Source organism: Gordonia sp. YC-XJ4, from assembly GCF_059511865.1.
In genome coordinates this window covers 288,810-313,924 of the sequence record NZ_CM183447.1, presented here as the reverse complement: position 1 = coordinate 313,924, position 25,115 = coordinate 288,810, and the positions used below count along the sequence as shown (strand labels likewise).

Here is a 25,115-nt window from a genome sequence, read left to right as displayed (position 1 = left end):
TGTCGTGCCCGTGGCCCGGAATCCCTTCGGCACACGGGGTCTCGAGGCTCGTCGCTGGCGCTCCTCGGCACCTCGACCATCGGATGGGAAGGGCGTCAGCATCCTTCGATGGCAAGTCGTCTTTCCCCGATGGTCGAGGTGCGAGCCGCGTGCGGCGAGCCTCGAGACCACCTGCGGCAGAGCTTGAAACGAACCACCGTGGCCCGGATACTGATCGGTGCAACAGGTCTCGAGGCCCGGCGCCCGGGGCGCCGTTCACCTCGACCAGCGGGAGGGAAGGCCATCAGGCGGGGAGGGCGTCAGCATCCGATCGTCAGGCGGGAAGGGCGCGAGCATCCGTCGACGACGAGTCGCCTTCCCTCCGCTGGTCGAGGTGCGAGCCGCGTGCGGCGAGCCTCGAGACCGCCTGTGCGGGAGCTGGAATCGGCGCACACGCTCATCGCAGGAGCCCGCGCACCGCATCGATGGTGTCGGCGAGATCGGCGGTCTTGTCGGGGCGGTACCGCAGGACGCGGGCGAATCGGAGGGCCACCCCGCCCGGATACCGCGAACTGCGTTGTACACCATCGAGTTCGATCTCGACGACGATCTCGGGGCGCAGGTAGACCGTCCACGAATCGCGGTGGTCTTCGTGTTTCGGGAACTCCTCGGTCTGCCACTGGAGCAGTTTGTCGGTGAGTCCCTTGAAGGTCTTGCCGACCATCACCGGCGGACCCCCATCGGGATCACGCGCTCCCAGATGGATGTTCGAGAGGTATCCGGTCCTGCGCCCCGACCCCCATTCGGCGCCGAGGACGACGAGGTCGAGGGTGTGCACCGGCTTCACTTTTTGCCAGGCCTTGCCCCGTCGACCGGCCGCGTACGGTCCCGACAACGACTTCACCATGACTCCCTCGTGACCGGCGGCCAATGCGGCCTCGAGGGTTTGCCGGGCCTGCTCGGGCGTCGGATTGCGTACCGATGTGATCCGCAGATGCGGCGCAAACGAATCCAGCGCGTCGAGCCGCTCGACGAGGGGCCGGTCGATCAGATCCTCGCCGTCGAGGTGGAGACAATCGAAGAAGAACGGTCGCAACAACCGCGGACCACTGTCGACCCCGGCGTCCTCCTCCACCATCGACCCGAACCGACTCATCGTCTCCTGGAACGGGCGAGGCCGGCCGTCGTCGAACAGGGTCAGGGTCTCGCCATCGAGGATCACCGATCGTAGCGGCAGCTCCCGCACTGCGGCAACGAGATCCGGTACCCGTGCCGTCACGTCGTTGAGGGTGCGGGTGAACACGGCCACCTCATCACCGTCGCGATGCACCTGGATGCGGGCTCCGTCGAGTTTGTGGTCGACGACGAGATCCGGTCCGAGGCTGGCCAACGCCGAGTCGAGATCCTCCGCGGGTGTCGCCAGCATCGGCGACACCGCCCGCCCCACCTGCAGACCGATGCCCTCCAAGACGGCACGGCCACCGTCGATCGCCGATGTCGCGGTCTCCGACAGTGATCCGGTGAGCATGTGCGCTCGACGGACCAGGGGCGCAGGTTGCTCGGACACGGCGATGATCGCCTCCACCATCACACCGGCGAGCGCGCCCTGCCGCAGTTCGCCGGTGAGCAACCGGAGCAAGAAGTCCTGTTCGTCGGCGGTGGCGCGGCCGAAGAGGTTGCCCAGCAACTCCGCTCGGGCAGCCACCGACCCGGCTCCCGACGTCGTTGCCAACCGGGTGAAGGTGTCGTCGACCTCTGACACCGTCAGCAGCGACTCCTCGTCGGGGATGGGCGCCACATCGATTCCTCGCACGGTGCGCCAGCCGATTCCGAGGCGGCCCTGCGGGATCTCACCCGACAACCACGCCACCACAAGACCCACCTCGTCGGCGGCGGTGGCGAGGAGTTCGCGGAGCACAGCGGTTTTCGCGGTGCGTGAGCGGGTCGCCGCAACCGCGGCCGACGCCTGCACCACCGACGACAAACGCATCATTGTCCCCGGGTTTCCGGTGGGAGGTCGAGCGCGGACGGATCGTAACCAGGCGGCGCGGACTCCGGATGCGCCTGCAGGTAGGCGCGCAGCGCATCCTCGAGTGAGGCGAAGATGTGGTCGGGATTCAACTCGGCGAGTATCCCATCGGTGCGCAGTGTCTGCTGCAACTCGGGATCGACACCGGCGAGCGCGAAATGCGCACCGCGGGAATGGATATAGCCGATCAGGTCGGTGAGTACCGTTGACGCCGAATAGTCGACGTCGGTCATCGCCGACGCGTCGAGCACCAGCCACCGCACCGGGTCCGGCGCCTGCTTGACCAGATGCATGACGTCGTCGGAGAAACGACCGGCGTTGGCGTAGAACAGCTCCGCGTCGTACCGGAACACGATCAGGCCCGGCAGCGACTGACTGCCCGGCGTCGCCGACTCGTACCGCGGCCGGCCGCCACCGCTGACGCCCAGCACGAAACGTTCGGGCCGGTATTGGCGTCGAACCAGTTCGAGCAGCGAGACCACCATGGACGCGACGATACCGACCTGCACACCGAACACGACGACGATGACCGCGGTGAGTACCGCGATACCGAACTCGACCCGCCGAACCCGCCAGATCCGCACGAACCCGTGGACGTCGATGAGACGCAGCGCGATCAGGAACACGATCGCCGCCAGCACCGCATGCGGCAGACGGGCCAGCACACCGGTGGCGAATACCACCACCAGCAACGCGATCACCGCCATCGTCAGATTCGCGACCTGGGTGCGGCCGCGTTGGTCGTCGAGGAGTTGCGTCTTGGTGGGACTGCCGTTGACGACGAAGGTGCCGGAGAAGCCCGCCAACAGATTGGCCCCCGACAGCCCGAGGACGTCACGGTTGATGTCGGCGTTCTGCCCGTGCCGCTGCGCGAAGCTGCGTGCGGTCGCAGCGCTCTGGGCGAGAATAACCAGCGCACAGCCGAATGCGACAGTGGTGGCCTTCGCGATCTCCCCCAATCCCATTCCTCCCGAGCCCATTCCGCCCGGCCATCCGAAGGACGGGAGGCCACCGTGGACCGAGCCGACCACCGGAACGCGCTCGGACCATCCGAAGGCCGCGACGGCGACGATCGACCCGATGACCACCACGACGGCGGCCGGGAAACGGGGCATCAGGCGCCCGCCCGCCAGCAGCGCGACCAAGGTGACCGCGGCAAATCCGACCGCTCCCCAATTGATGTCGCCAAGATGGGTGAGGATCGCCCACCACCGCGACCAGATCGAGCCGTCAGTGCTCGACAGTCCCAGCATTGCGGGGACCTGGCCGGTCATGACGGTGACACCCGTGCCCGCGAGGAATCCGATGAGCACCGAGGTGGACAAGAAGTCGCCGAGGAATCCCAGGCGCAGCAACCGGGCCACCGCGAGCAGTCCACCGGTGACGATCGCGATCAGGCACGCCCACTGCAGCCACGCCTGCGAGTCCGGCACCAGCCCTGCCACACCGAGCCCGGCGATACCCGATGCCAGCAGCGCCGCGGTCGCCGAGTCCGCGCCGACGACCATCAGCCGGGACGAGCCGATCAGCGCGAACACGATCGTCGGCAGGATGATCGTGTACAGACCGGCAACCACCGGCACATGCGCGATGGCGCTGTAGCCCATCGATTCGGGGATCGCCACGGCCGCGAGGGTGCATCCCGCGACCAGGTCGGCCCGCAGCCACGAGCGCTGATAGCCGGCCAATGCCGGCGGAACCAGCCGCGTCAGCGCTCCCCGCTTCATCCCGTCAGGCTAGTGGTTTGCGGACCGAAATCGGTGGCAGGCGCCCGGCACAACATTGCTCGATCCGACAAGTCGGACGGCCTCGGAAAAGGCCGCCTCCGATGCGGTTGACATCGTCTGCCATAGACCGCACACTTGTTGCATCACGTGCGCGGTGTTGCGCATAGTGCAACTACAGACGTTGATGCGGTAGCTGGGGTGGTTCGCGGAGCCCGCCCACCCGGCGCGCATATCCACATATCGATTCCCACGTGAAAATCACTGGCCAAGAGAGGCATTCATCTCCCATGACCGCAAACATGGTCGCGGGCGCCGCCGAGGCGGGAGCCGAATCCGACCGACTCGACCCGGCCGCCAGAGCGCTCCTCGACGAGCGCGTCGTCGGCGAGAGCCTGCCCGCCCCGTTCTACGTCGACCGGGAGTGGTTCAACCGCGACCTCGACGAGATCTTCGCCAAGCGGTGGATCTTCGTCGCCACCGAAGCCGAAATCGCCGAGCCCGGCGACTACCTCACAGTGAATCTCGGCCGCAGTTCGGTCATCATCGCCCGCGATGACGAGCAGGTCGTCCGTGCCCACCACAACGTCTGTCGGCACCGCGGCGCCCGGCTGCTCACCGACGACCACGGCAGCACCGGCACCATCGTCTGCGCCTACCATTCCTGGACCTACGGTATGGACGGCCGGCTGATGTTCGCCGACGCGCAGGCGCCCGGCTTCGACAAGAAGTGCTTCTCACTCCGGCCGGTCGCGCTCCGCACGATCGCCGGGCTGATCTTCATCTGCCTCGCCGACGAGCCGCCCGCCGACATCGACGAGGTCGCCGCGATCGTCACGCCCTACCTCGAACCCCACGGCCTCGGGAACGCCAAGGTCGCCAAACAGACCGATCTCATCGAGAACGGCAACTGGAAACTCACGATGGAGAACAACCGCGAGTGCTATCACTGCGGTGGGCATCCGGAACTGCTCAACGTGTTCTTCCCGATCTGGGGCTTCGCCGACTCCGACGCCATCCCCGAACGGCTCCGTCCCGCCACCGCCCGATATCGTCAGGCCACCGACGAGATGACCGACCTGTGGCGACGACGCGGACTACCCTATGATCGGATCGTTCAACTCGACACGCGCACAACCGGTTTCCACATCGAGCGTGAGCCGATGGATCTTGCCGGCGAATCGTTCACCCTCGACGGCACCGTCGCCTGCACCCGCCCGCTCGCCGACGCCCTTCCCGATCGCCGACTCGGTCGCCTCTCGATGCACCTGCAACCCAACATGTGGCTGCACATCACCGGCGACCACGCCGTGCTCTTCTCGGCCATCCCGCTCGCCCCCGACCAAACCCTGGTCCGCACCACCTGGCTGGTCCACGCCGACGCCGTCGAAGGCGTCGACTACGACCTCGACCGGCTGACCGGCGTCTGGGAGATCACCAACCAGCAGGACGCCGACCTCGTCGCCCTCGCCCACCAGGGCATCGCCGACCCCGCCTACCTTCCCGGCCCGTACGGCCCGTCCGAGGTCCAGGTCGAGGCCTTCATCAACTGGTACATCACCGCGTTGCGCACCACACTGGGCGTCACACATCAAGTGGCGCAACCGGTGTCACAGATTCCGGAGAGCGCCTGATGAGCGACGAACACCTTCTGGTCTGCGTCGAACGCACCCCGGCGACCCACGACATGACGACGTTCACCTTTCGCGCCGTCGAACCCCACACCTTCGTGTTCAACCCCGGACAGTTCCTCACCATCGGGGTCACCATCGACGGCCGCACCGTGCAACGCTGCTACAGCATCTCCTCACCGCCGACCCGCCCCGACACCCTGTCCATCTCGGTCAAACGCAAGACCGGCGGCCACGTGTCGAACTGGTTGCACGACAACATGACACCAGGCATGACGATGACCGCCAGCGGTCCCCTCGGCCGATTCAGCTACATGGGCAAAGGCGCCGAACGCTACCTGTTCATCTCCGCGGGTAGCGGGATCACCCCCATCATGTCGATGATCCGCGCCGCCACCGACGGCACCACCTCCGGGCCGTACCGCTCCGGCGAGCACACCGACATCGTGTTCATCCACAGCGCCCGCACCCTCGAGGACATCCCATTCCGGACCGAACTCGAACAACTCTCCGTCGCCCACCCCGGACTCGACGTGGCCTTCGCCCTCACCCGTGCACACCTCGACGACCCGTCGGCAACCGCTCCCCGGCGCCTCGACGCCGCCACCCTCCTACGCATGTGCCCCGACCTCGCCGACCGCGAGGTCTTCCTCTGCGGCCCCGGACAATTCCGCAGCGGCGTCCGGTCCGCGCTGATCGCATCCGGCGCCAGTCTCGCCCACATCCACGAGGAGAGCTTCGGTTTCGTCCTGCCCACGCCCACCGACGACGACGGCCCCGGCATCACCGTCGACTTCACCCGCCGCGCCCGCCGCGTCAACGTCACCGCGGGCAGCAGCATCCTCGCCGCCGCCGCGGCCGCCGGCGTCACCCTCCCCTCGACCTGCGGCGTCGGCCTGTGCGGCTCCTGCAAGGTCACCAAGGTCTCCGGCGACGTCGTCATGAACCATCAGGGCGGCATCCGCAACCGCGAGATCGAGCAGGGCAAGATCCTGCTCTGCTGCTCCGAACCCATCTCCCCCGTCGTCATCGATTTCTGAGGACACCATGACCCCCGACCCCGCTCGCTCCGCTCCCGGCGCCCAACCGACACGGCCCGCTCGCTCCGCTCCCGGCGCCGGCTCCACTCTGCCCGCTCGCTCCGCTCCCGGCGCCGGCTCCACTCGGCCCGCTCGCTCCGCTCCCGGCGCCGGATTACCCGAGCACCCCGACTTCCTCTGGCACAACCCCGAGCCCCAACCCACCTACGACGTCGTCATCGTCGGCGGCGGCGGTCACGGGCTCGCCACCGCCCACTACCTCGCCCACAATCACGGCATCACCAATGTCGCGGTCCTCGAACGTGGTTGGCTTGCCGGTGGCAACATGGCCCGCAACACCACCCTCATCCGTTCCAACTACCTGTGGGACGAGAGCGCAGGCATCTACGAACACGCACTGAAACTGTGGGAGGGTCTCGAAGAGGAGCTCGGATATCCGATCCTGTTCAGTCAGCGGGGCGTTCTCAACCTCGCACACACCGAGCAGGACGTCCGCGACTCCGTTCGCCGAGTCGAGGCCAACCGGCTCAACGGAATCGACGCCGATTGGCTCGACCCCAAGCAGGTCGCCGAAATCTGCCCGATCGTCAACACCTCCGCCGACATTCGTTATCCGGTCATGGGGGCGACCTTCCAGCCGCGCGGTGGGATCGCCAAACATGACTGGGTCGCTTGGGGATTCGCACGCAGCGCCAGCACCGCAGGCATCGACATCATCCAGAACTGCGAGGTCACCGGGTTCGAGACCACCGACGGCAAGGTGACCGCGGTCAACACCTCACGCGGGCGCATCGGGGCGGGCACCGTCGCCCTGTGCGCCGCCGGGCACACCTCCACTCTCACCGATCAACTGGGCTTCGGCTTGCCGCTGCAATCCCATCCGCTGCAGGCCCTCGTCTCCGAGCTCCTCGAACCCGTCCATCCGACCGTCGTCATGTCGAATGCGGTGCACGTCTACGTCTCCCAGGCCCACAAGGGAGAACTCGTGATGGGTGCGGGCGTCGACTCCTACAACGGCTACGGCCAACGCGGCGCGTTCCACATCATCGAACAACAGATGGCCGCCGCCGTCGAGCTGTTCCCGATCTTCGCCCGCGCCCGGCTGCTCCGGACCTGGGGCGGCATCGTCGACGTCACCCCCGACGCCTCCCCGATCCTCGGCGCCACCCCTTACGACAACCTCTTCGTCAATTGTGGTTGGGGCACCGGAGGATTCAAGGCCACCCCCGCTGTCGGCTGGTGCCTGGCCCACACCATCGCGACCGGCGCACCCCACCCGATCAACGCCCCGTTCACCATCGACCGGTTCACCACCGGTCGACTCATCGACGAGCACGGCGCGGCCGCCGTGGCGCACTAGTCCGCCGGCGCACCAGCGCAGACCATCGACTCCACACAAACCCGGAGAAGCCCATGCAACTGATTCCCTGCCCGCACTGCGGGCCGCGCGAGGAGACCGAGTTCCACTACGGCGCCGCCGCGGGCGTCGAGTATCCCGCGCAGCCGCAGACCCTCGACAACGACGAGTGGGCCGACTATCTGTTCTTCCGTCCGAACCCGAAAGGTGTTCTCGCCGAACGCTGGTGCCACAGCGCCGGTTGCCGACGGTGGTTCACCATCACCCGAGACACCGTGACCTACCGGTTCACCGGAACGCCGGTCGCCGCCCCGGTGTCGACCTCAGCTCCCGGGCCACGACGATGACCCACTCACTCACCGATCTCCGCACCCCCACCGGCGGCCGCCTCGACCGCACCCGACCCATCGACTTCGTCTTCGACGGCGTCACCTACACCGGCTACGTCGGCGATACGCTCGCCTCGGCACTGCTGGCCAACGGCGTCCGCACCATCACCAGCAGCGTCAATCTCGGTCGCGTCCGCGGGATCACCGGCTCGTGGTCGGTGGATGCCACCGCCCAGGTCGGGATCGACGCCCCCTACAGCGAACCGATGGTGCCGGCCACCATGATCGAACTCTGTCCCGGGCTCGTCGCGCACGGCGTCCCCGGATGGGGCAAGCTGTCCGCCGACATCGACACCGCCCGTTACGATTCGCTGCATCACCATCCCGAGGTGCTCGTCGTCGGCGCCGGTGCCGCCGGTCTGATGGCGGCGGTGATGGCCGCACGCGCCGGCGCGCGGGTCATGCTCGTCGACGAACGCCCCGAACCCGGGGGCGCCACCCCCGACGCCCCGTGGGTCGCCGACGCGGTCGCCGAATTCGACGCACACCCGCACACCACCCGACTCGTCCGCACCACCGCATTCGGTGGCTACGACGATGGCTTCGTGCTGGCGGTGGAACGCCGCACGGATCATCTCGGCGAGTCCTCTCTTCTCGGGGCAGCGACCCGGATCTCGAGGCAACGCGTGCACCGCATCCGAGCGAAACGGATCGTCATCGCGGCCGGTGCGCATGAGCGTCCGATCGTGTTCGGCACCAACGACCTTCCCGGCGTGATGCTCGCCGGAGCCGCCGCCGACTACCTGCACCGGTACGGGGTACTCGTCGGCCGAGAAGCCGTGGTGTTCACCGCCTGCGACTCCGCGTACGCCGACGCCTTCGACCTCGCCGAGTCGGGTGTGCACATCGCGGCCGTCGTCGACGTGCGGCCGCACGTCTCGTCGGATCTGCTCGAGCGCGCCACACATCTCGGTATCGACGTCCGCACCTCCGATGCGGTGGTGCGCGCCATCGGCGACGAGTCCGTCGAGGCCGTGGAGTTGCTCGACGGCACCATCATTGGCTGCGACACCGTACTGGTGTCGGGTGGTTGGAACCCGGCGGCGCACCTGTGGAGTCAGCTGCGGGGCGCCATCGCCTTCGACGCCGACGCCGCCGCCTTCCTGCCCACCGGCACCCTCCCGAATACCGATATTGCCGGTGCCGCAGCCGGACTGTTGACCACCGGCTCCTGTTTGACCGACGGCAGGCGGGCCGGTCTCACCGCGCTGCGTGCCCTCGGTGCGGTGCTGCCCGAGTACCGCGGTGTACCGCGCACCGCCGACCGCACCCCGGCCGCGACGGCCGTGTACTGGCATGTGCCGCAGTCGGAGCCGGAGTCGTCCTTCGTGGACCTGCAGCGCGACGCGACCGTCGCCGACGTCGAGCGAGCGGTCGGCGCGGGTATGCGGTCGGTGGAGCATGTCAAGCGCTACACCACCATCGGCACCGGCCACGATCAGGGCAAGACATCGGGGATCGTCGCCTCCGGCATCGTCGCCGAACTCCTCGGGATCGACGTCTCCGACGCCGGCACCACCACCTTCCGTCCGCCCTACACGCCGGTCTCGTTCGCCGCGCTGGCCGGACGCAACCGCGGCGACCTCTACGATCCGATCCGCCGGACCCCGTTGCACGAGTGGCACATCGAGCGCGGTGCGATCTTCGAGGACGTCGGGCAGTGGAAGCGTCCGCGGTTCTACCCGCGCGGCGGCGAGGACATGGAATCGGCGGTGCTGCGCGAATGTGGTGCCGTCCGTTCGGGAGTCGGCATCCTCGACGGATCCACGCTCGGGGTCATCGACGTGGCCGGCCCGGACGCACCGGTCTTTCTCGATCTGCTCTACACCAACCTGATGAGCACCCTGAAGGTCGGCAAGGTGCGCTATGGCGTCATGTGCGGGCCCGACGGGATGGTCCTCGACGACGGCACGGTGATGCGGATCGCCGAGGACCGCTACACCGTCTACACCACCACCGGCAACGCCGCGAAGATCCTGGACTGGATGGAGGAGTGGCATCAGACCGAGTGGCCGCATCTGCAGGTGTTCACGACATCGCTGACCGACCATGTCGCCACGTTCCCGGTGGTCGGGCCGCACTCGCGTGAGGTCGTCGGCGCGGTATTCCCCGACCTCGACGTCACCAATGAGGCGTTCGCCTTCATGGACTGGCGCGACACCGCCTTCGACGGGGTCCCCGTGCGACTGGGCCGGGTGAGTTTCTCCGGTGAGCTCGCCTACGAGGTCAACGTGGCCGCCGAGTACGCCGAAACCCTGTGGCGTGCACTGATCGACGCGGGCTCAGCGTACGGCATCACCCCGTACGGTACCGAGACGATGCACGTGCTGCGCGCCGAGAAGGGATACCCGATCATCGGGCAGGACACCGACGGCACCGTCACCCCGCATGATCTCGGGATGAGCTGGGTGGTGTCGAAGAAGAAGGTCGACTTCCTCGGCAAACGCTCCTTCGACCGGCCGTCGAATCAGGACCCGAACCGCAAGCACCTGGTGGGATTGCTGCCCACCGACAGCGCCACGAAGCTCCCGGAGGGTTCGCAGATCATCGCCCACCGCGCCGACCGCACGCTGCCGGCACCGCCGGTCGCGATGCTCGGGCATGTCACCTCGAGTTACCGCAGTGCCGAACTCGGTCGGCCGTTCGCCCTCGCCCTGGTCAAGGGTGGACGCGAGCGGATCGGCGCCCTCCTCGATGTGCCAGTCGGTGATCGACTGGTCGAAGTCGAGGTCACCACAACGGTTTTCGTCGATCCGGAAGGAGCTCGTCGTGATGGTTGAGCACACCTGTACCTCTCGCTCGCCCCTGCACGGCTGGGCGAGCGCCTTCGCCGCCCTGGCCCCTGCGGTGCAGGTGTGCGAGTCACCTGTCGCGCAGGTGGTGGTCCGGACCACCGACGCGAACGCGATCGCGCGTCTGGATCTGCCGGCGGCCTGCCACGTCCGTCGCGGCGGTGCGGATGGCGACGGTGATGACGGTGACCGGGGCGAGGTGGCGATCTGGCTGGGCCCCGACGAATGGCTGCTGTACCGGCCCGGGATCCCCGGCCACGAGTACCTCGCCGAGGTCACCGGGCGACTCGGCGACGCCCGACCCGGCACCTATCTGATGGATGCCAGCGGGCAGCGCACCCGCCTGCTCCTGGCGGGTGAGCACGCGCGCACCGTCCTCGCACACGGCTGCGCGATCGACCTCGCACCGGAATCGTTCGGCCCGGACGAAGCCGCGCAAACCCTGCTCGCGCAGACCGGGGTCATCCTGCATCGCTCCGGCGACGACCCGGCGTCGGGATTCGCTCTGCTCGTGCGTTCCTCCTTCGCCGACTACCTCGCCCACTGGCTGCTCGACGCGGCAGCGGAGTATTGCCACACCGACGCGGCAGCGGAGTATTGCCACACCGACGCGGCAGCGGAGTACTGCACCAGCACAGAAGGACCCGGCCATGTCTGACACGTTCATCCTCACCCTGCGTTGTCCGTCGCGCAGCGGCATCATGCATGCCGTCTCGTCATTTCTCTACAGCCACGGATGCGAGGTGGCCGATCACCGGCAGTTCGACGACCCGCTCACCCACACGTTGTTCGTGCGCACGGAGTTCGTGTGCGCGCGCGAGGCCGGCGCCGAGGAGATGACACGCGCCTTCGAGTATCTCGCGGCCGGTATCGACGCCGAGTTCACGATCACCGATCACGCGCCGCAACGCATTCTGGTGATGGTCTCGACGCTCGGTCATTGTCTCAACGATCTCGTGTTCCGTTGGCGCTCGGGCACTCTCGGCGGCGACCTGGTCGCGGTGGTGTCCAACCATACGGCTCTCGAGCCGATGGCGGTCTCGGCCGGCTTGCCGTTCCATCACGTGCCGGTCACCCCGGATACCAAGGCGCAGGCTGAATCCCGACTGCTCGGACTCGTCGACGAGTACGACGCCGATCTCGTCGTACTGGCCCGGTACATGCAGATCCTCTCCGACGAGACGTGTACTGCGTTGCGTGGCAAGGCGATCAACATCCACCACTCGTTCTTGCCCGGCTTCAAGGGCGCCAAGCCCTATCACCAAGCCCACCAGCGGGGCGTCAAGTACGTCGGCGCCACCGCGCACTACGTGACCCCCGACCTCGACGAGGGACCGATCATCGAGCAGGAGGTGATCCGCATCGACCACACCCACGACCCGCGCCGTCTGGCGACCGTCGGCAGCGATGCCGAGGCACTCGCCCTCTCGCGAGCGGTGCGCTGGCACAGCGAGAATCGCGTTCTGATGAACGGCACCAGCACCGTCGTCTTCAGCTGACCCCGACCCGAAAGAACCCTCCCATGAGCACACCGAAAGTCGTGATCGTCGGCGCCGGGATCGTCGGCACCTCGCTGGCCGACGAATTGACCGGGCGCGGCTGGACCGACGTCACCGTCGTCGACCGCGGACCGTTGTTCGCCACCGGCGGATCGACTTCGCACGCACCGGGACTGGTCTTCGCGACCAACCCGTCGAAGACGATGACGGAGTTGGCGTCCTACACGTGCGAGAAGTTCTCTGCGTTGACCCATCCCGACGGATGGTGTTTCAACCACGTCGGCGGACTCGAGGTGGCGACCACCGACGTCCGGTGGGGTGATCTGCACCGCAAGGCCGGGTGGGCCGCATCCCGTGGTGTCGACCACGAGTTGCTCACCCCCGCAGAATGTGTCGCGAAGTATCCGCTACTCGACCCCGACCTGATCCTCGGTGGGCTGTACACGCCGCGCGACGGACTCGCCAAGGCGTTGCGCGCGGTGGAGGCGCAGGCCACTCGCGCCACCGAACGGGGCGCACGGTTCGTGGGCCATCAGGAGGTCGTCGACGTCATCGAGTCCAACGGTTCGGTCCGGGGTGTGCGCACCACCACCGGGACCTTCGACGCCGACATCGTCGTGTGCTGCACCGGGTTCTGGGGCCGGGAGTTCGGCCGCCGGGTGGGCCTGACGATCCCGTTGGTGCCGATGGCCCACCAGTACGCCTACACCACTCCGCTGGCCTCGCGGAAGGGCGTCAATTCGGCTGTCGCCGAGGCATCGCTGCCGATCCTGCGTCACCAGGATCAGGATCTCTACTACCGCGAGCACGGCGACCGGCTGGGTATCGGCTACTACGGTCACCGCCCGATGCCGACCGATGTCTCCGCCCTCGACCACGAGTCCACGATCTCCCTCGAGGAGATGCCGTCGAAGGTGATGTTCACCCCCGACGATTTCGCGCAGGCGTGGGAGCAGAGCACCCGATTGCTCCCCGAGCTGGCCACCGGCAAGGTGGAGGAGGGCTTCAACGGGATCTTCTCGTTCACGCCCGACGGCCATTCGGTGGTCGGCGAACACCGTGAACTGCACGGCTTCTGGGTCGCCGAGGCCGTGTGGGTGACCCACTCCGCGGGCATCGCACGCACCGTCGCCGAGTCGATGATCGACGGTGCCGCCTCCGTCGACACCCATGAGTTCGATCTGTACCGGTTCGAGGAGGCCGGGCTGACCGACGACGCGATCCTCGCCACGAGCTCACAGTCTTTCGTCGAGGTCTACGACGTCATCCACCCGCACGATCAGCGCACGGCGCCGCGGCAGGTGCGGACCAGCCCGTTCTACGACCGTCAGGTCGCACTCGGCGCGCAGTTCTGGGAAGCCGGTTTCTGGGAGCGGCCCGCATGGTTCGAGGCCAACCAGGGTCTGCTCGACGACCTCGTCGCCGGCGGATTCGGGATACCGGAACGGGATTCGTGGTCGGCGCGGCACTGGTCGCCGATCTCGGTCGCCGAAGCCGCCCACACCCGCAGCCACGTCGCCCTGTACGACATGACCCCGCTCACCCGCTACGAGCTGTCCGGGCCAGGGGCTCTCGATCTGTTGCAACAGCTGACCACGAACAATCTCGACAAGTCGGTGGGATCGGTGACCTACACCCTCATGCTCGACGAGAAGGGTGGTGTGCGTTCGGATCTGACGGTCGCCCGGCTCGCCGACGACGTCTTCCAGGTCGGCGCCAACGGTCCCGTCGACTTCGACTGGATCGCCCGGCACCTGCCCACCGACGGCGTGACGCTGCGCGACATCACCGGCGCCACCTGCTGCCTCGGCCTCTGGGGGCCATCGGCGCGGGAGGTGCTGGCGCCACTGACACCCACCGACCTCACCAACGAGGGGCTCAGGTACTTCCGGTGCGTACAGACGACGATCGGCCCGATTCCGGTCACGCTTATGCGGGTGTCCTACGTCGGCGAACTCGGTTGGGAGATCTACACCGGCGCCGAGTACGGGCGTGGCCTGTGGGATCTGTTGATGACCGCCGGGCACGAGCACCGGATCATCCCCGCGGGCCGAATAGCGTTCAACGCGTTGCGGATCGAGAAGGGCTACCGGTCGGCCGGCACCGACATGACCACCGAGCACACCCCCGATGCCGCCGGCCTGGGCTTCGCGGTGCGCATGAGCAAGGACGACTTCGTGGGCAAGAGTGCACTGTCCGAACGTGTCTCGACGACTCGCCTGCGTACCCTCCGATTCACCGATCCCGCGGCCGTCGTCCTCGGCAAGGAACCGGTATCGGTGGGCGGTGCGGTCGTCGGCTACATCACCAGCGCGGGCTGGTCACCGACCCAGCGGGCCTGCCTGGCCTACGCGTGGCTGCCCGCCGATCTCGAGGATGGCGTCGAGGTGTCCGTCGCCTACCAGCGCACCACCTATCGGGCGGTACTCGGCCCCGACGTCTCCGTGGATCCCGCGATGTCGCGCATCCGGAAGTAGACCCTGTGACCTCGGTGTTCGATCCCCCGCTGGGGTGGTCGGCTAGAGTTGGTCGGGTCATGCCCACCAAGGAGAGCAACCCGTCCGAGAACTCCGGCTCCGGCGCCGTCCAGTCGGTCGACCGGGCCCTGCAGATCCTCGAGCTCATCGGGCAACACGGGGCGGCCGGCGTCACCGAACTCGCCGCCGAACTCGGCGTGCACAAGTCGACGGTCTCCCGTGTCATCGGCTCGCTGGAGGCACGCGGCTTCGTCGAGCAGGAGCCCGGCGGCCGCAAGTATCGCATCGGTTTCACCGTGGTGCGTCTGGCCAGTTCGACCAGCGCCACCCTCGACCTGTCCAAACAGGGGCAGGAGATCTGCGAGATGCTCGCCGCGGAACTCGGCGAGACCGCCAACATCGCCGTACTCGGCGGCACGCAGGCGGTCAACATCGTTGAGGCACAGGGCACCTCGAGCGTCGCTCTGCACACCTGGATCGGTCAGACCTCCCCGGCGCATGCCACGTCGTCGGGCAAGACCCTGCTCGCCGCGCTATCCGACGACGAGGTGCGCGCCACCTTCATCGCCGGACTGCCCGGCTACACCGAACACACCATCACCGAGATCGACGCCCTGCTCGCCGATCTCGCCCGTATCCGCGACCGCGGGTGGGCGATCGCCGAGGAAGAACTGGAACTCGGACTCGTGGCGGTCGCGGCACCCATCCGGGATCACAGCGGCGCCGTGATCGGCGCGTTGAGCGTGTCGGGACCGAGATACCGCCTCGATCCCGACGACGCCCCCGCCCTCGCTGCCACTGTGCAGCGTGCCGCCGCAGAACTCAACTCACGCTTCGGTTTCCGCGGCTGACGCCGGTCGTCGGTGGGCCCGGATTCCCATCGGTGCGGCGGGTCTCGAGGCTCGGCGCCTGGGGCGCCGAGCACCTCGACCATCGGGGGAAAACCGGGTTCGCCAATCGCAACCGATCTACGGCGACTTCCCCGAACGCAACCGACCTACCGACTGCGACTTTGATCGCTGGTCGAGGTGCGAGCCGCGTGCGGCGATCCTCGAGACCCCCTGCGCCGCAGCTGATTCCGGTCGCCGGGCAACTGCCTCAGGCGGGCTCGGCCACCCCTGCCTCGCCCGACGCAGAACCCTTGCGCGACAACACCGATCCCAGTGCGAGCTGGCCGGCGCCCACGAAGACGAGCAGCAGCAATGCCCAGCAGAACAGCGCTGCCGAGTCGCCCTCGTTCTGGATGGGCAGCAGACCGTCGCCCTGATGCTTCCAGAAGTAGGCGACGGCCATCGATCCTGATCCGATGAGCGCCGCGACGCGGGTACCCACGCCGAGCATGATCAGCAGCCCGCCGACGAACTGGATGGCCGCAGCCCACCACGAGGGCCAGGCACCGAAGTCCGCGGTCTGACCGCTGTACGGCGCCACCGGCCACGCGAACAGCGTGGACGTGCCGTGGCAGAAGAACAGGAAGCCGACGACGATTCGGAAGACCCCGATCGCCCACGGGGAGAGTTTCTCAAGTGAGGTTAGCATTGCCTAATAGTGACAGTGTTTGCGCATGCAACCAATAGTCTGGCAAGCAACTGTGAGCCACTCCATAGATCGTGATCATCCGGCCCGCAGGGCCCCGACCTCAGCTGCCGCGCTTGATCCATTCCTCCAGATGGGGCGCCTCGGCGGCAACGGTGGTGCCGTCGCCGTGACCTGTGTAGACCTTGGTCTCCGGGTCGAGGGTGAAGATCTTGGTCCTGATGGACTCGATGATCGTCGGGAAGCTCGAGAACGAGCGCCCGGTCGCGCCGGGCCCGCCCTGGAACAGGGTGTCACCGCTGAACAGCACGCCGGCCTCCGGCGCGTAGATCACCGATGAGCCCGGCGAATGCCCCGGGGTGTTGATGATCGTCAGCGCGGTGCCCGCGACCTCGATCTCCTGCCCGTCGGCGAGATCGCCGTGGCCTACGTCGGGATGGGTGTCGTTCCACAGCATGTCGTCGCCGGGATGCAGCAGGATCGGTGCACCCGTCTCCTTCGACAACTCCGGTGCGACGGTGATGTGGTCGTTGTGCCCGTGGGTCAACAGGATCGCCTTGACGGTGCGTCCGCCGACCGCGTCGAGGATCGGCGCAGCCTTGTGCGCCGCGTCGATGATGACGACCTCACTGTCGTCACCGACGATCCAGATGTTGTTGTCGACGTCCCAGGTGCCGCCGTCGAGGCTGAAAGTGCCTGAGGTGACCACGTTCTCGATCTGCAGGGGCATCAGAGTTCCACCACCGAACGCAGCACCTTGCCGGCCTCCATCGCCGAGAACGCGTCCTCGACGTCGCCGAGGCCGACACGTTCGGTGACGAACTTCTCCAGCGGGAGACGCCCCTGTTCGTAGAGGTCGATGAGCATCGGGAAGTCCCGCTCGGGTAGGCAATCGCCGTACCAGGAGGACTTCAATGCGCCACCGCGAGAGAAGAAGTCGACCAGCGGGAGCTCGAGGGTCATCTCCGGGGTCGGCACGCCGACGAGCACCACGGTGCCGGCGAGGTCACGGGCGTAGAAGGCCTGCTTGTAGGTTTCGGGTCGGCCGACGGCGTCGACGATGACGTCCACCCCGTTGCCATCGGTGAGATCCTGCACGGCGGTAATCACGTCGTCGACCTCGGCACCGTTGATGGTGTGGGTGGCACCGAGATCGGTGGCCCACTCCAGCTTTGTCGGGTCGCGGTCGATCGCGATGATGGTCGTGGCACCGGCCAGCCGCGCGCCGGCGATGGCGGCGTCACCGACACCACCGCAGCCGATGACGGCCACCGAATCCCCGCGACCCACGTTGCCGGTGTTCATGGCCGCACCCAGACCGGCCATCACACCGCAGCCGAGTAGTCCGGCCACTGCCGGGTCGGTCTCGGGATTGACCTTGGTGCACTGCAATTCGTGGATGAGGGTCTTCTCGATGAACGCGCCGATGCCCAGGGCAGGGGTGAGCTCGGTGCCGTCGGTCAGCGTCATCGACTTCGACGCGTTGAAGGTGTTGAAGCAATACCACGGACGGCCCCGCTTGCAGGCGCGGCACTCACCGCACACCGCACGCCAGTTGAGGACGACGAAGTCGCCGACCTCGACGTGACTGACGTCGGACCCGACGGTCTCGACGATGCCCGCCGCCTCGTGCCCGAGCAGGAATGGGTACTCGTCGTTGATCCCGCCCTGCTTGTAGGCGAGGTCGGTGTGGCAGACACCGCATGCCTGGATCTTCACGATCACATCGCGGGGCCCGGGGTCGGGGACCACCACATCGACGAGCTCCGTCGGAGCACCCTTGCTCCGCGAGATGACTCCCTTGACCGTCTGCTCCGACATATCCGCTTCTCGATCCTCTCGATACGACTCTGGCTGGGGACAACGCTGGACTGCGCCATGCAGTCGTAGTAGTCGCGTCCCAGTCTTGTGGCGTCGACGAACACATGCATCCGCCCGAATGGATGGTTCTACCTAGACGAAAGTACAGCCACACTCGACCCGTCGAGAGAGATCACTGCGCCGTGATACCCGCCCGAGCCGCGAGCAGACCGGCTTCTCCGCGGTTGGAGACCTGCAGTTTCTGCAGGATCGAGGTGACGTGGAATTTGATCGTGGACTCGCTGACACCGAGATCGGTGGCGATCGACTTGTTGCGCCGGCCGAGGGCCAGGTGACCCAGCACCTCGACCTCCCGCGGATTGAGCGACGACAGCAAATCCTCCCCGGGTCGCGCGTCGGGAGTCTGCAGCGGGATGTGCGCCGACACCCGACTGCCCCACCCGGGGATCGTCTCGACCTCGAGGCGCCCGTCGAGCGCCTGCAGCCGGCCGGCCAGCTGGCGCCGCAACGCGTCGCCGTCGAGCTCGCCGCTGCCCTGGTCACGGACGTCGACGACGAGATCGTCGCCCTGCGCATCCCAGGAGATCCGCACCCGCACGAGGTGCGCCTGGGCGACGACCGCCACCGCAACGGCGCGAACGATCGCCCGCGCGGCATGCGCGATCTCCCCGGGCAGCGACCGGCCGTCGGCGGTCGGTCCACCGAAGTCCACCTCGGCGTCGACGTGCCTCAGCACCGGTTCGAGTTCGGCCCGCAACCGGGAGAATGCGGTGCCCAGCGCCTCGGTCGCCAGCTTGTGGTCGGCGTCGCCGACCGTGCGCAATGCGATCAGCGCCGACGACGCGGCGTCGGCGGCCCGGGTGCGGGCTGTCCGATCGTCGAGGTCGCGGGCACGCAGCGTCGTCAGGATCGCCGCGAGGGTGTCCTCGTGGGTCTCGGTCAGCTGGGTGATGGTGCGCGCCCGCTCACTCGACGCCGCCCGCGACTCGGCGAGATAATCCGGGCTGGCCTGGGCGACCTGCTGGCGGATCGAGACCGCGACGATCGCAAACCAGGCGCGCAACAACTTCGGCGACCCCGACAACGCCCGCTTGGGCACCAGGACGAGCAGCGTGTCGGTCTCGTCGCGCACCACCCGCACCCGACGTGACGCGCCCCCGACCACCGCGTCACGCTCGATCACCTCACCGACGACCGTCTCGTCCTTGATCGCATCGAGTTCGGCGATGGTGACCCGGTCGACGATCGCCGGGTCGCCGGCGACCTTGCGGGGCCGTCCGGTGCACTCGCGGGTGAAGATGACCAGAGCATCGTGCGGACACTGCGACGTCAGGAACCGAGAGAACCGGATCGCGATCTCCGGCAGCGGTCCGTCGATGACGGTGCGCAGTCGTTGCCAGCCGTCGGGGTCGCTCGTCACGTTCCCATTCTGGCTGACCGCGGTGGGGTGACAACGACCGCGCCCCGGCTTCTCCCGTACCCGGATGCCCCGTCAGAAGGTGATCAGCGGTTTGACGATGTTGTCGCGCTTCTCGGCCATCATGACGAATGCCTCCTCGACGTCGTCGAAGCCGAATCGATGGGTCGTCATCACCGTCGGGTCGACCTTGCCGGTCGTCATCAGGGTGAACAGCCGCGACATCCGGTCACTACCACCGGTACACAATCCGGTCCGAATGGTCTTGTCTCCCATGCCCAGTCCCCACGCCGTCAGATCCAGTGGCAGCGGCGCCGGGTTCTCGCCGTGATAGCCGATGTTCGACAACGTGCCACCGGCCTTGAGGCAGGCCAACGCGGCCTCGAAGGTCTGCGGGAAGCCAAGCGCCTCGATCGAGGCGTCCACGCCGACGCCACCGGTGAGGTCCATGATCTGCGCGACGGGATCACCGTCGGTGAAGTCGACGATGTCGTCGGCGCCGAAACGCTGTGCCAGAGCGATACGTCCCCGGGGCCGGCCCGTGCAGGGGTTAGCTCTTCAGGGCGTCGTAGAAGGCCGTCTCGAACTCCATGTACTTGGTGAACGAGGTCGGGTCGCCGAACGGCAGGATCTGGGTGGCCCAGTATCCGCCGTATCCGTTCTGCCGGTCGATCCAGTAGAAGAGATTGGCCAGCCCCGCCCATCCCTGGGCGCCTGCCGGGCGGCCCGTCGGCGCCGTCTCGTTGTTGATCATGAACGGCAACGACCACGACTTCGACTGTCCCGGGAAGAATTCCGCGTCGTTGGACAGCGACGGGATGACGCCCGGCAGCATGGTGACCGGCAGATCACCGAGATGATTGCGCAGCGCCATCTCCACGGTCTCGGCCTTGAGGACCCGACCACCCTCGCCCACACCGTCGTTGAGCCACATCCGGATGAACTTCATGTAGTCACCGACGGTCCCGTACAGGCCGTGTCCACCGAAGTCCACCTCCGGCGGCGACGGTAGTTCGAGACCCATCGGGGTCAGCGAGCCGTCGGCGTTGCGCGCGTGGATCTCGGTCAGATGCGACCGGAAGTCCTCGCGCAGAATGAAACTCATGTTCTCGATCCCGAGCGGGGCGAAGATGCGTTCGTCGAACACCTCACCGAGTCGCTTCCCGCGCAACCCCTCGACCACCTGACCGACCCAGTCGATGTTGGTTCCGTACTGCCACCGTTCGCCCGGATCGAAGAGCAGTGGAGTCATCAGCGCCGCCCGGCTGGCCGTGGTGACGCTGGGCTGCCCCTTCTCCTCGGCGAGCCGGTTGTAGATCTCGTCGAAGAAGTCGTAGCCGAATCCGCCGGTGTGCGTGAGCAATTGGCGGGTGGTCGGCACCGACTTCGGTGCCCGCAGCATCGGTTCGCCGGCGTCGTCGAAGCCCTCGATCACCTGCAGGGTGCCGATGGCGGGCGCATAGGTGCTCGCCGGCGCGTCGAGGTCGAGCAGGCCTTCCTCCACCAGCTGCAGCGCCGCGGTCGCGGTGATCGCCTTGGTGGTGGAGAAGATCGCGAACACGTCGTCGGTGGTCATCGGGGCCGACCCGCCCAGGCCGCGTTGGCCCGCAGCTCCGGAATACACGGTGCGGTCACGATCGGTCACCATCGCCACCACGCCGGGCACGCGGGCGTCCCCGGTGACGGCCTCGGCCAGAATCCGATCGGCGGCACTGGTGAACGCGGAGACATCGAGTGAAGAGAATGTGCTGGTCATGGCTTTATCCTTCCACGGATATGATCTGGATCACACTGTCCGTCAGGACAGTGCGAAGCCCTTGTAGCCGGCCGCGGCGGCCTCGAGGGTGGCATCCCGGTAGGCACCGACGCCGCCGACGTAGGAAAGGACCCGACGCGGCTTGCCGGGCACGTTCGACCCGACGTACCAGGAGTTGGTCTTGGAGATGAGGTTCGCCTCGGCGAGTTCGTCGTGGTGGGCGACCCAGGCTTCCTCACCCTCGGCAGTCGGTTCGATGACCGTTTTGCCGGTGGCGCGCATGTGCCGGATGGCCTCGCTGATCCACTCGGTCTGCTGCTGCAGGCAGGTCGTCATGTTGCACAGCGCCGCCGACGGCGCCAACGGGACCGCGGTGGTCAGCATGTTGGGGTAGCCGTGCACCATCAGGCCCATCGTCGTGCGGATGTCACGACTCCAGTCGTCGGCGAGGCTGCGGCCATCGCGACCACGGATGTCGATGCGGGTGAGCGCACCGGTGCCGGCGTCGAATCCGGTCGCCATGATGATGACGTCGAGCTCGTGCACGGTGCCGTCGGCGAGCTCGATGCCGTTCTCCCGGATGCGGGTGATGGGGTTGTCGCGCACCGGAACCGCGGTCACGTTGTCGCGGTGATAGACCTCGAGATAGTTGGTCTCCAGCGGCACCCGGTGCGTGCCGAAGCCGTAGTCAGTCGGGATCAGCAGGTCGCACAGTTCCGGGTCGACGAGGCGGGCGCGCATCTTCTCCCGGACGAACTCCGAGACCTCCTCGCTGACCTGTTCGTCGGAGAAGATCTCGGCGAACGAGGCGAGCCAGAGCTTCAGTGAACCGTTCTCGTAGTCGTCCTCGAGCCGCGCCCGACGCTGCTCGGGGGTGAGATCCTCCCAGGCGTCGGTGAAGTCGTACTCGAATCCGGTGAACGTGTGCGGCAGGGTGTCCTTCAGTTCACCGAATCGCGACTTGTACCAAGCAACCTCGTCGGGACCGTAGGACGGATTCTTCATCGGCAATGCGTACTGCGGGGTGCGGATGAACACCTTCAGCTCGTCGACATCGGCGGCAATCGACTGGATGACCTGGATTCCGGTCGCGCCGTTGCCGATCACACCGACGCGCTTGCCCGCGAAGTCGATGCCCTCCTTGGGCCAACGCGCGGTGTGCACGAGCCGACCACCGAAGTCGGACTGTCCGGGGAACAGATCCTTCATCGGCGCCGAGAGCATCCCGCAGCAGGTGACGAGGAACTGCGTGTCGATGGTGTCGCCGTCGGCGGTGGTCAGTGTCCACCTGTTGCGGTCCTCGTCGAAGACCGCACTGGTGATCTCGGTTTCCAGCGAGATGTCACGGCGCAGGTCGAGCGAGTCGGCGACGTAGTTGAGCCACCGTTCGATCTCCTCCTGCCCGGGGAAGCGCTGGCTCCAGCTCCACCCCTTATAGAGGTCCTCGTCGAACAGATACTGGTAGATGTAGGCCTCCGAATCGAAGCGCGCGCCCGGATAGCGGTTCCAGTACCACGTACCCCCGACGCCGGACGCCTTGTCGTAGGCCCGTACCTCGAGTCCCTGCTCGCGCAGCATGTGCAGCTCGTACAGACCGGCGACTCCCGTGCCGATCACGGCCGCGTCGAGTGTGGTTGTTGCCATTGTTCCTCCTGGTTGTGATGGTCCTCACGCTCGCCAGCCAGTGTTGTGAGTGTCCGGGCAGTCCCGGGTGTCCCAAATTGGGACAGCATTCCTGACCCGTCGGACGGTGTCGTCGCAGTTGAGGGCATTGCATAATCGGCTTTGTGCGTCAGGTCACAATGGAGTGGGGCCGACGAGAGGAGAACGCGCGACGATGACCGATATCCGTGAGCGGCAGCTCCGCATCGCCGCCGCCCGGGCCGATTTTCTCGAGTACGGGCCGGCGGGTGCCGCGGGCGTCGACGACGTGGTCGCGGCGTCCTGGGAGCGCAGCCACGGTGCCGGCGTCGATGCCGATCACTACACAGTGGCCTACTTCGACGACATCGACTTTGACTCCCGGTTGGCTCGCTGCGCGCAGCCGGTGATCGAGCGCCTCGCCCGGGACATGTCCGACGTGCCGGTCACGATCGCCCTGACCGACGCCAAAGCCCGCATCGTCGACCGCCGCGACTGTTCCACGGCCGTCGGGCGTGTCCTCGATCGCGTCGACTTCCAGCGCGGGTTCTGCTTCGACGAGAGCGGCGTCGGAACAAACGGCGTGGGAACGGTTTTCGAGGTCGGAGCACCCGTCACCGTGGTGGGCAACGAGCATTTCAACCAGTCTCTGGTGCAGTTCGCCTGTGCCGGCGCCCCGGTCTTCGACCCACTGACCGGCCGCGTCGCCGGAGTCCTCGACGCCAGCATGCTCGCCGATACCTGGAATCCCTTGGTGGACGCCCTGATTCGCTCGGCCGCCGCCGACATCGGTCGCAATCTGCTGCTCGACCGCAGCCAGGCCAAGCGCGCACTCTTCGAGACCTATTTGCGCGCCGACTCCCGTCCGCGCCAAGCGGTGATGGCCGTCGGCAGCGCGACGTCCCAGCTCACCGGCACCGACACCGTGATGGCCAACGAGCGTGCACGAGAGATGCTTTCGCCGGCCGATCAGGAACGCGTAGTGGAGTTCACGCGTTTCCTGATGTCCCGACACGATCCCGGCGCGCGTCGGGTCACCCTCGATGACGGACGAAGCATTCGGTTGCGATCGACCGCCATCACCTACAACGGCGACACCGTGGGCATGGTGTTACTACTCGACGAAGACCATGACGTTCCGTCGGGTTCGGCTCGGCTGCAATCACTTCGGTCACTGTCGACGCCGATCGCGCGGAGTGAGCCGGCGAGTAGTCCCGCGTGGCAGGCCGCCCGCGCCGAGGCACTCGCCGCTCTCGAGTCGGGAACCGGCGTGCTGGTCATCGGCGAGCCGGGCTCGGGACGACTGAGCCTGATCGCCGAGACCTTTCACGAGGTCTACGGCGACGCCCCGGTGGTCGTCATCGACGCGCAGCGCGTCGAACGCGGCGAACAGGTCGCCGGGCCCGAGAACGCCGTCGACGACTGCGCACTGCTGGTGATCCGGCATCTCGACAAGGTCTCGGCCCCCACCGTGGCCACGTTGACCGACGTGGTGGCTGCCGCGACCGATGCGGGGTACCTTCTCGCGGTCACCATCGAACCACCCACCGACGACCATCCGTCGGCGGTGTCACTTCCAGGCATCGGTCAGTCCGTCACCATCCCGCCGCTGCGGCTGCGGGGTATCGACCTCCACACGATCGTGGTGCGCGTCGTCAAAGCCCTGGCGCCCCAACGTAACAGCCGGATCAGCCCGAAGGCCATGCGCATCCTCGCCGCCTATTCGTGGCCCGGCAACATCCCGCAACTCCGCGAGGCCCTCGCCGAGGCGCTGCGCAGGCGGCCCATCGGCGAGATCCAGCCCGACGACCTGCCCGGGTACTGCCGGGCGAACACCACTCGCGCGCTGACGACGCTCGAGGCCACCGAACGCGACGCGATCATCGCCGCACTCACCGAATGCGACGGCAACCGGGTCCGCGCAGCCGCGTCATTGGGACTCTCGCGCAGCTCGCTGTACCGAAAGATCCACGCGTACGGCATCTCCGGGGTGTAAGGCCGGGCACTGCTCCAGCGCCCTGAACGAC

The 25,115-nt window shown here is 67.2% G+C and carries 19 protein-coding genes; 10 read left to right on the top strand and 9 right to left on the bottom strand.

All coding sequences use genetic code 11. The features are described 5' to 3' along the window. Positions 1-436 precede the first annotated feature (436 nt). Positions 437-1,969, bottom strand: coding sequence for an ATP-dependent DNA ligase (locus AC5ZH6_RS01390; RefSeq protein WP_205741447.1), 1,533 nt, complete (start codon positions 1,967-1,969; stop codon positions 437-439). Next, positions 1,969-3,735 (bottom strand): SulP family inorganic anion transporter, encoded by a 1,767-nt coding sequence (locus AC5ZH6_RS01385; protein ID WP_094601602.1) that lies wholly within the window; start codon positions 3,733-3,735, stop codon positions 1,969-1,971. The genes AC5ZH6_RS01390 and AC5ZH6_RS01385 overlap by 1 nt, the downstream gene beginning before the upstream one ends. Positions 3,736-4,022: 287 nt before the next feature. Here AC5ZH6_RS01385 and AC5ZH6_RS01380 point away from each other — a divergent pair, with 287 nt between their 5' ends. Genes AC5ZH6_RS01380 through AC5ZH6_RS01340 form a run of 9 tightly spaced genes read left to right on the top strand, consistent with a single transcriptional unit; the run spans position 4,023 to position 15,768 of the window. Then, complete coding sequence (locus tag AC5ZH6_RS01380; RefSeq protein WP_094601601.1) at positions 4,023-5,366, top strand: aromatic ring-hydroxylating oxygenase subunit alpha; 1,344 nt, start codon at positions 4,023-4,025, stop codon at positions 5,364-5,366. Further along, positions 5,366-6,403, top strand: a complete 1,038-nt coding sequence (locus tag AC5ZH6_RS01375) for an FAD-binding oxidoreductase (RefSeq protein ID WP_014358377.1) — start codon at positions 5,366-5,368, stop codon at positions 6,401-6,403. Before AC5ZH6_RS01380 ends, AC5ZH6_RS01375 begins: the two co-directional genes overlap by 1 nt. Positions 6,404-6,410: 7 nt before the next feature. Then, the gene (locus AC5ZH6_RS01370; RefSeq protein WP_240524065.1) at positions 6,411-7,763 is read left to right on the top strand and encodes a sarcosine oxidase subunit beta family protein; all 1,353 of its coding nucleotides are present in this window, start codon (positions 6,411-6,413) and stop codon (positions 7,761-7,763) included. 53 nt (positions 7,764-7,816) lie between these two features. Continuing rightward, positions 7,817-8,107 (top strand): sarcosine oxidase subunit delta, encoded by a 291-nt coding sequence (locus AC5ZH6_RS01365; protein WP_094601600.1) that lies wholly within the window; start codon positions 7,817-7,819, stop codon positions 8,105-8,107. Continuing rightward, a complete protein-coding gene (locus AC5ZH6_RS01360; protein ID WP_094601599.1) occupies positions 8,104-10,929 on the top strand; it encodes an FAD-dependent oxidoreductase in 2,826 nt (941 codons plus the stop codon). Before AC5ZH6_RS01365 ends, AC5ZH6_RS01360 begins: the two co-directional genes overlap by 4 nt. Next, positions 10,922-11,599: a sarcosine oxidase subunit gamma gene (locus AC5ZH6_RS01355; protein ID WP_094601598.1), complete on the top strand. Its 678-nt coding sequence runs from the start codon at positions 10,922-10,924 to the stop codon at positions 11,597-11,599. Before AC5ZH6_RS01360 ends, AC5ZH6_RS01355 begins: the two co-directional genes overlap by 8 nt. Next, a complete protein-coding gene (gene purU, locus AC5ZH6_RS01350; protein WP_094601597.1) occupies positions 11,592-12,440 on the top strand; it encodes a formyltetrahydrofolate deformylase in 849 nt (282 codons plus the stop codon). Before AC5ZH6_RS01355 ends, purU begins: the two co-directional genes overlap by 8 nt. Positions 12,441-12,463: 23 nt before the next feature. Then, on the top strand, positions 12,464-14,917 hold the full coding sequence (locus tag AC5ZH6_RS01345; protein WP_094601596.1) for a GcvT family protein: 2,454 nt from the start codon (positions 12,464-12,466) through the stop codon (positions 14,915-14,917). 59 nt (positions 14,918-14,976) lie between these two features. Continuing rightward, the gene (locus tag AC5ZH6_RS01340) at positions 14,977-15,768 is read left to right on the top strand and encodes an IclR family transcriptional regulator (protein WP_014358372.1); all 792 of its coding nucleotides are present in this window, start codon (positions 14,977-14,979) and stop codon (positions 15,766-15,768) included. A 247-nt stretch (positions 15,769-16,015) separates the two neighbouring features. Here the strand turns inward: AC5ZH6_RS01340 and AC5ZH6_RS01335 are convergent, their stop codons facing one another. The 7 genes from AC5ZH6_RS01335 to AC5ZH6_RS01305 form a co-directional block, all read right to left on the bottom strand. Then, entirely contained in the window at positions 16,016-16,456 is a 441-nt protein-coding gene (locus AC5ZH6_RS01335) for a DoxX family protein (RefSeq protein WP_094601595.1), read from the bottom strand. 100 nt (positions 16,457-16,556) lie between these two features. After that, complete coding sequence (locus tag AC5ZH6_RS01330; RefSeq protein WP_006369073.1) at positions 16,557-17,183, bottom strand: MBL fold metallo-hydrolase; 627 nt, start codon at positions 17,181-17,183, stop codon at positions 16,557-16,559. After that, on the bottom strand, positions 17,183-18,274 hold the full coding sequence (locus AC5ZH6_RS01325; RefSeq protein WP_496168264.1) for an S-(hydroxymethyl)mycothiol dehydrogenase: 1,092 nt from the start codon (positions 18,272-18,274) through the stop codon (positions 17,183-17,185). Before AC5ZH6_RS01325 ends, AC5ZH6_RS01330 begins: the two co-directional genes overlap by 1 nt. 172 nt (positions 18,275-18,446) lie before the next feature. Continuing rightward, the gene (locus AC5ZH6_RS01320; protein WP_288337421.1) at positions 18,447-19,694 is read right to left on the bottom strand and encodes a helix-turn-helix transcriptional regulator; all 1,248 of its coding nucleotides are present in this window, start codon (positions 19,692-19,694) and stop codon (positions 18,447-18,449) included. Positions 19,695-19,766: 72 nt separating this feature from the next. Further along, on the bottom strand, positions 19,767-20,213 hold the full coding sequence (locus AC5ZH6_RS01315; protein ID WP_353886094.1) for a zinc-binding dehydrogenase: 447 nt from the start codon (positions 20,211-20,213) through the stop codon (positions 19,767-19,769). A gap of 28 nt (positions 20,214-20,241) precedes the next feature. Next, a complete protein-coding gene (gene acmB, locus AC5ZH6_RS01310) occupies positions 20,242-21,447 on the bottom strand; it encodes a methyl acetate hydrolase AcmB (RefSeq protein ID WP_288337420.1) in 1,206 nt (401 codons plus the stop codon). 42 nt (positions 21,448-21,489) lie between these two features. Then, positions 21,490-23,091 (bottom strand): flavin-containing monooxygenase, encoded by a 1,602-nt coding sequence (locus tag AC5ZH6_RS01305; protein ID WP_496168261.1) that lies wholly within the window; start codon positions 23,089-23,091, stop codon positions 21,490-21,492. 193 nt (positions 23,092-23,284) lie between these two features. Between AC5ZH6_RS01305 and AC5ZH6_RS01300 the strand changes: the two genes are divergently transcribed. Continuing rightward, entirely contained in the window at positions 23,285-25,084 is a 1,800-nt protein-coding gene (locus AC5ZH6_RS01300) for a sigma-54-dependent Fis family transcriptional regulator (RefSeq protein ID WP_288337418.1), read from the top strand. Positions 25,085-25,115: the final 31 nt, after the last annotated feature.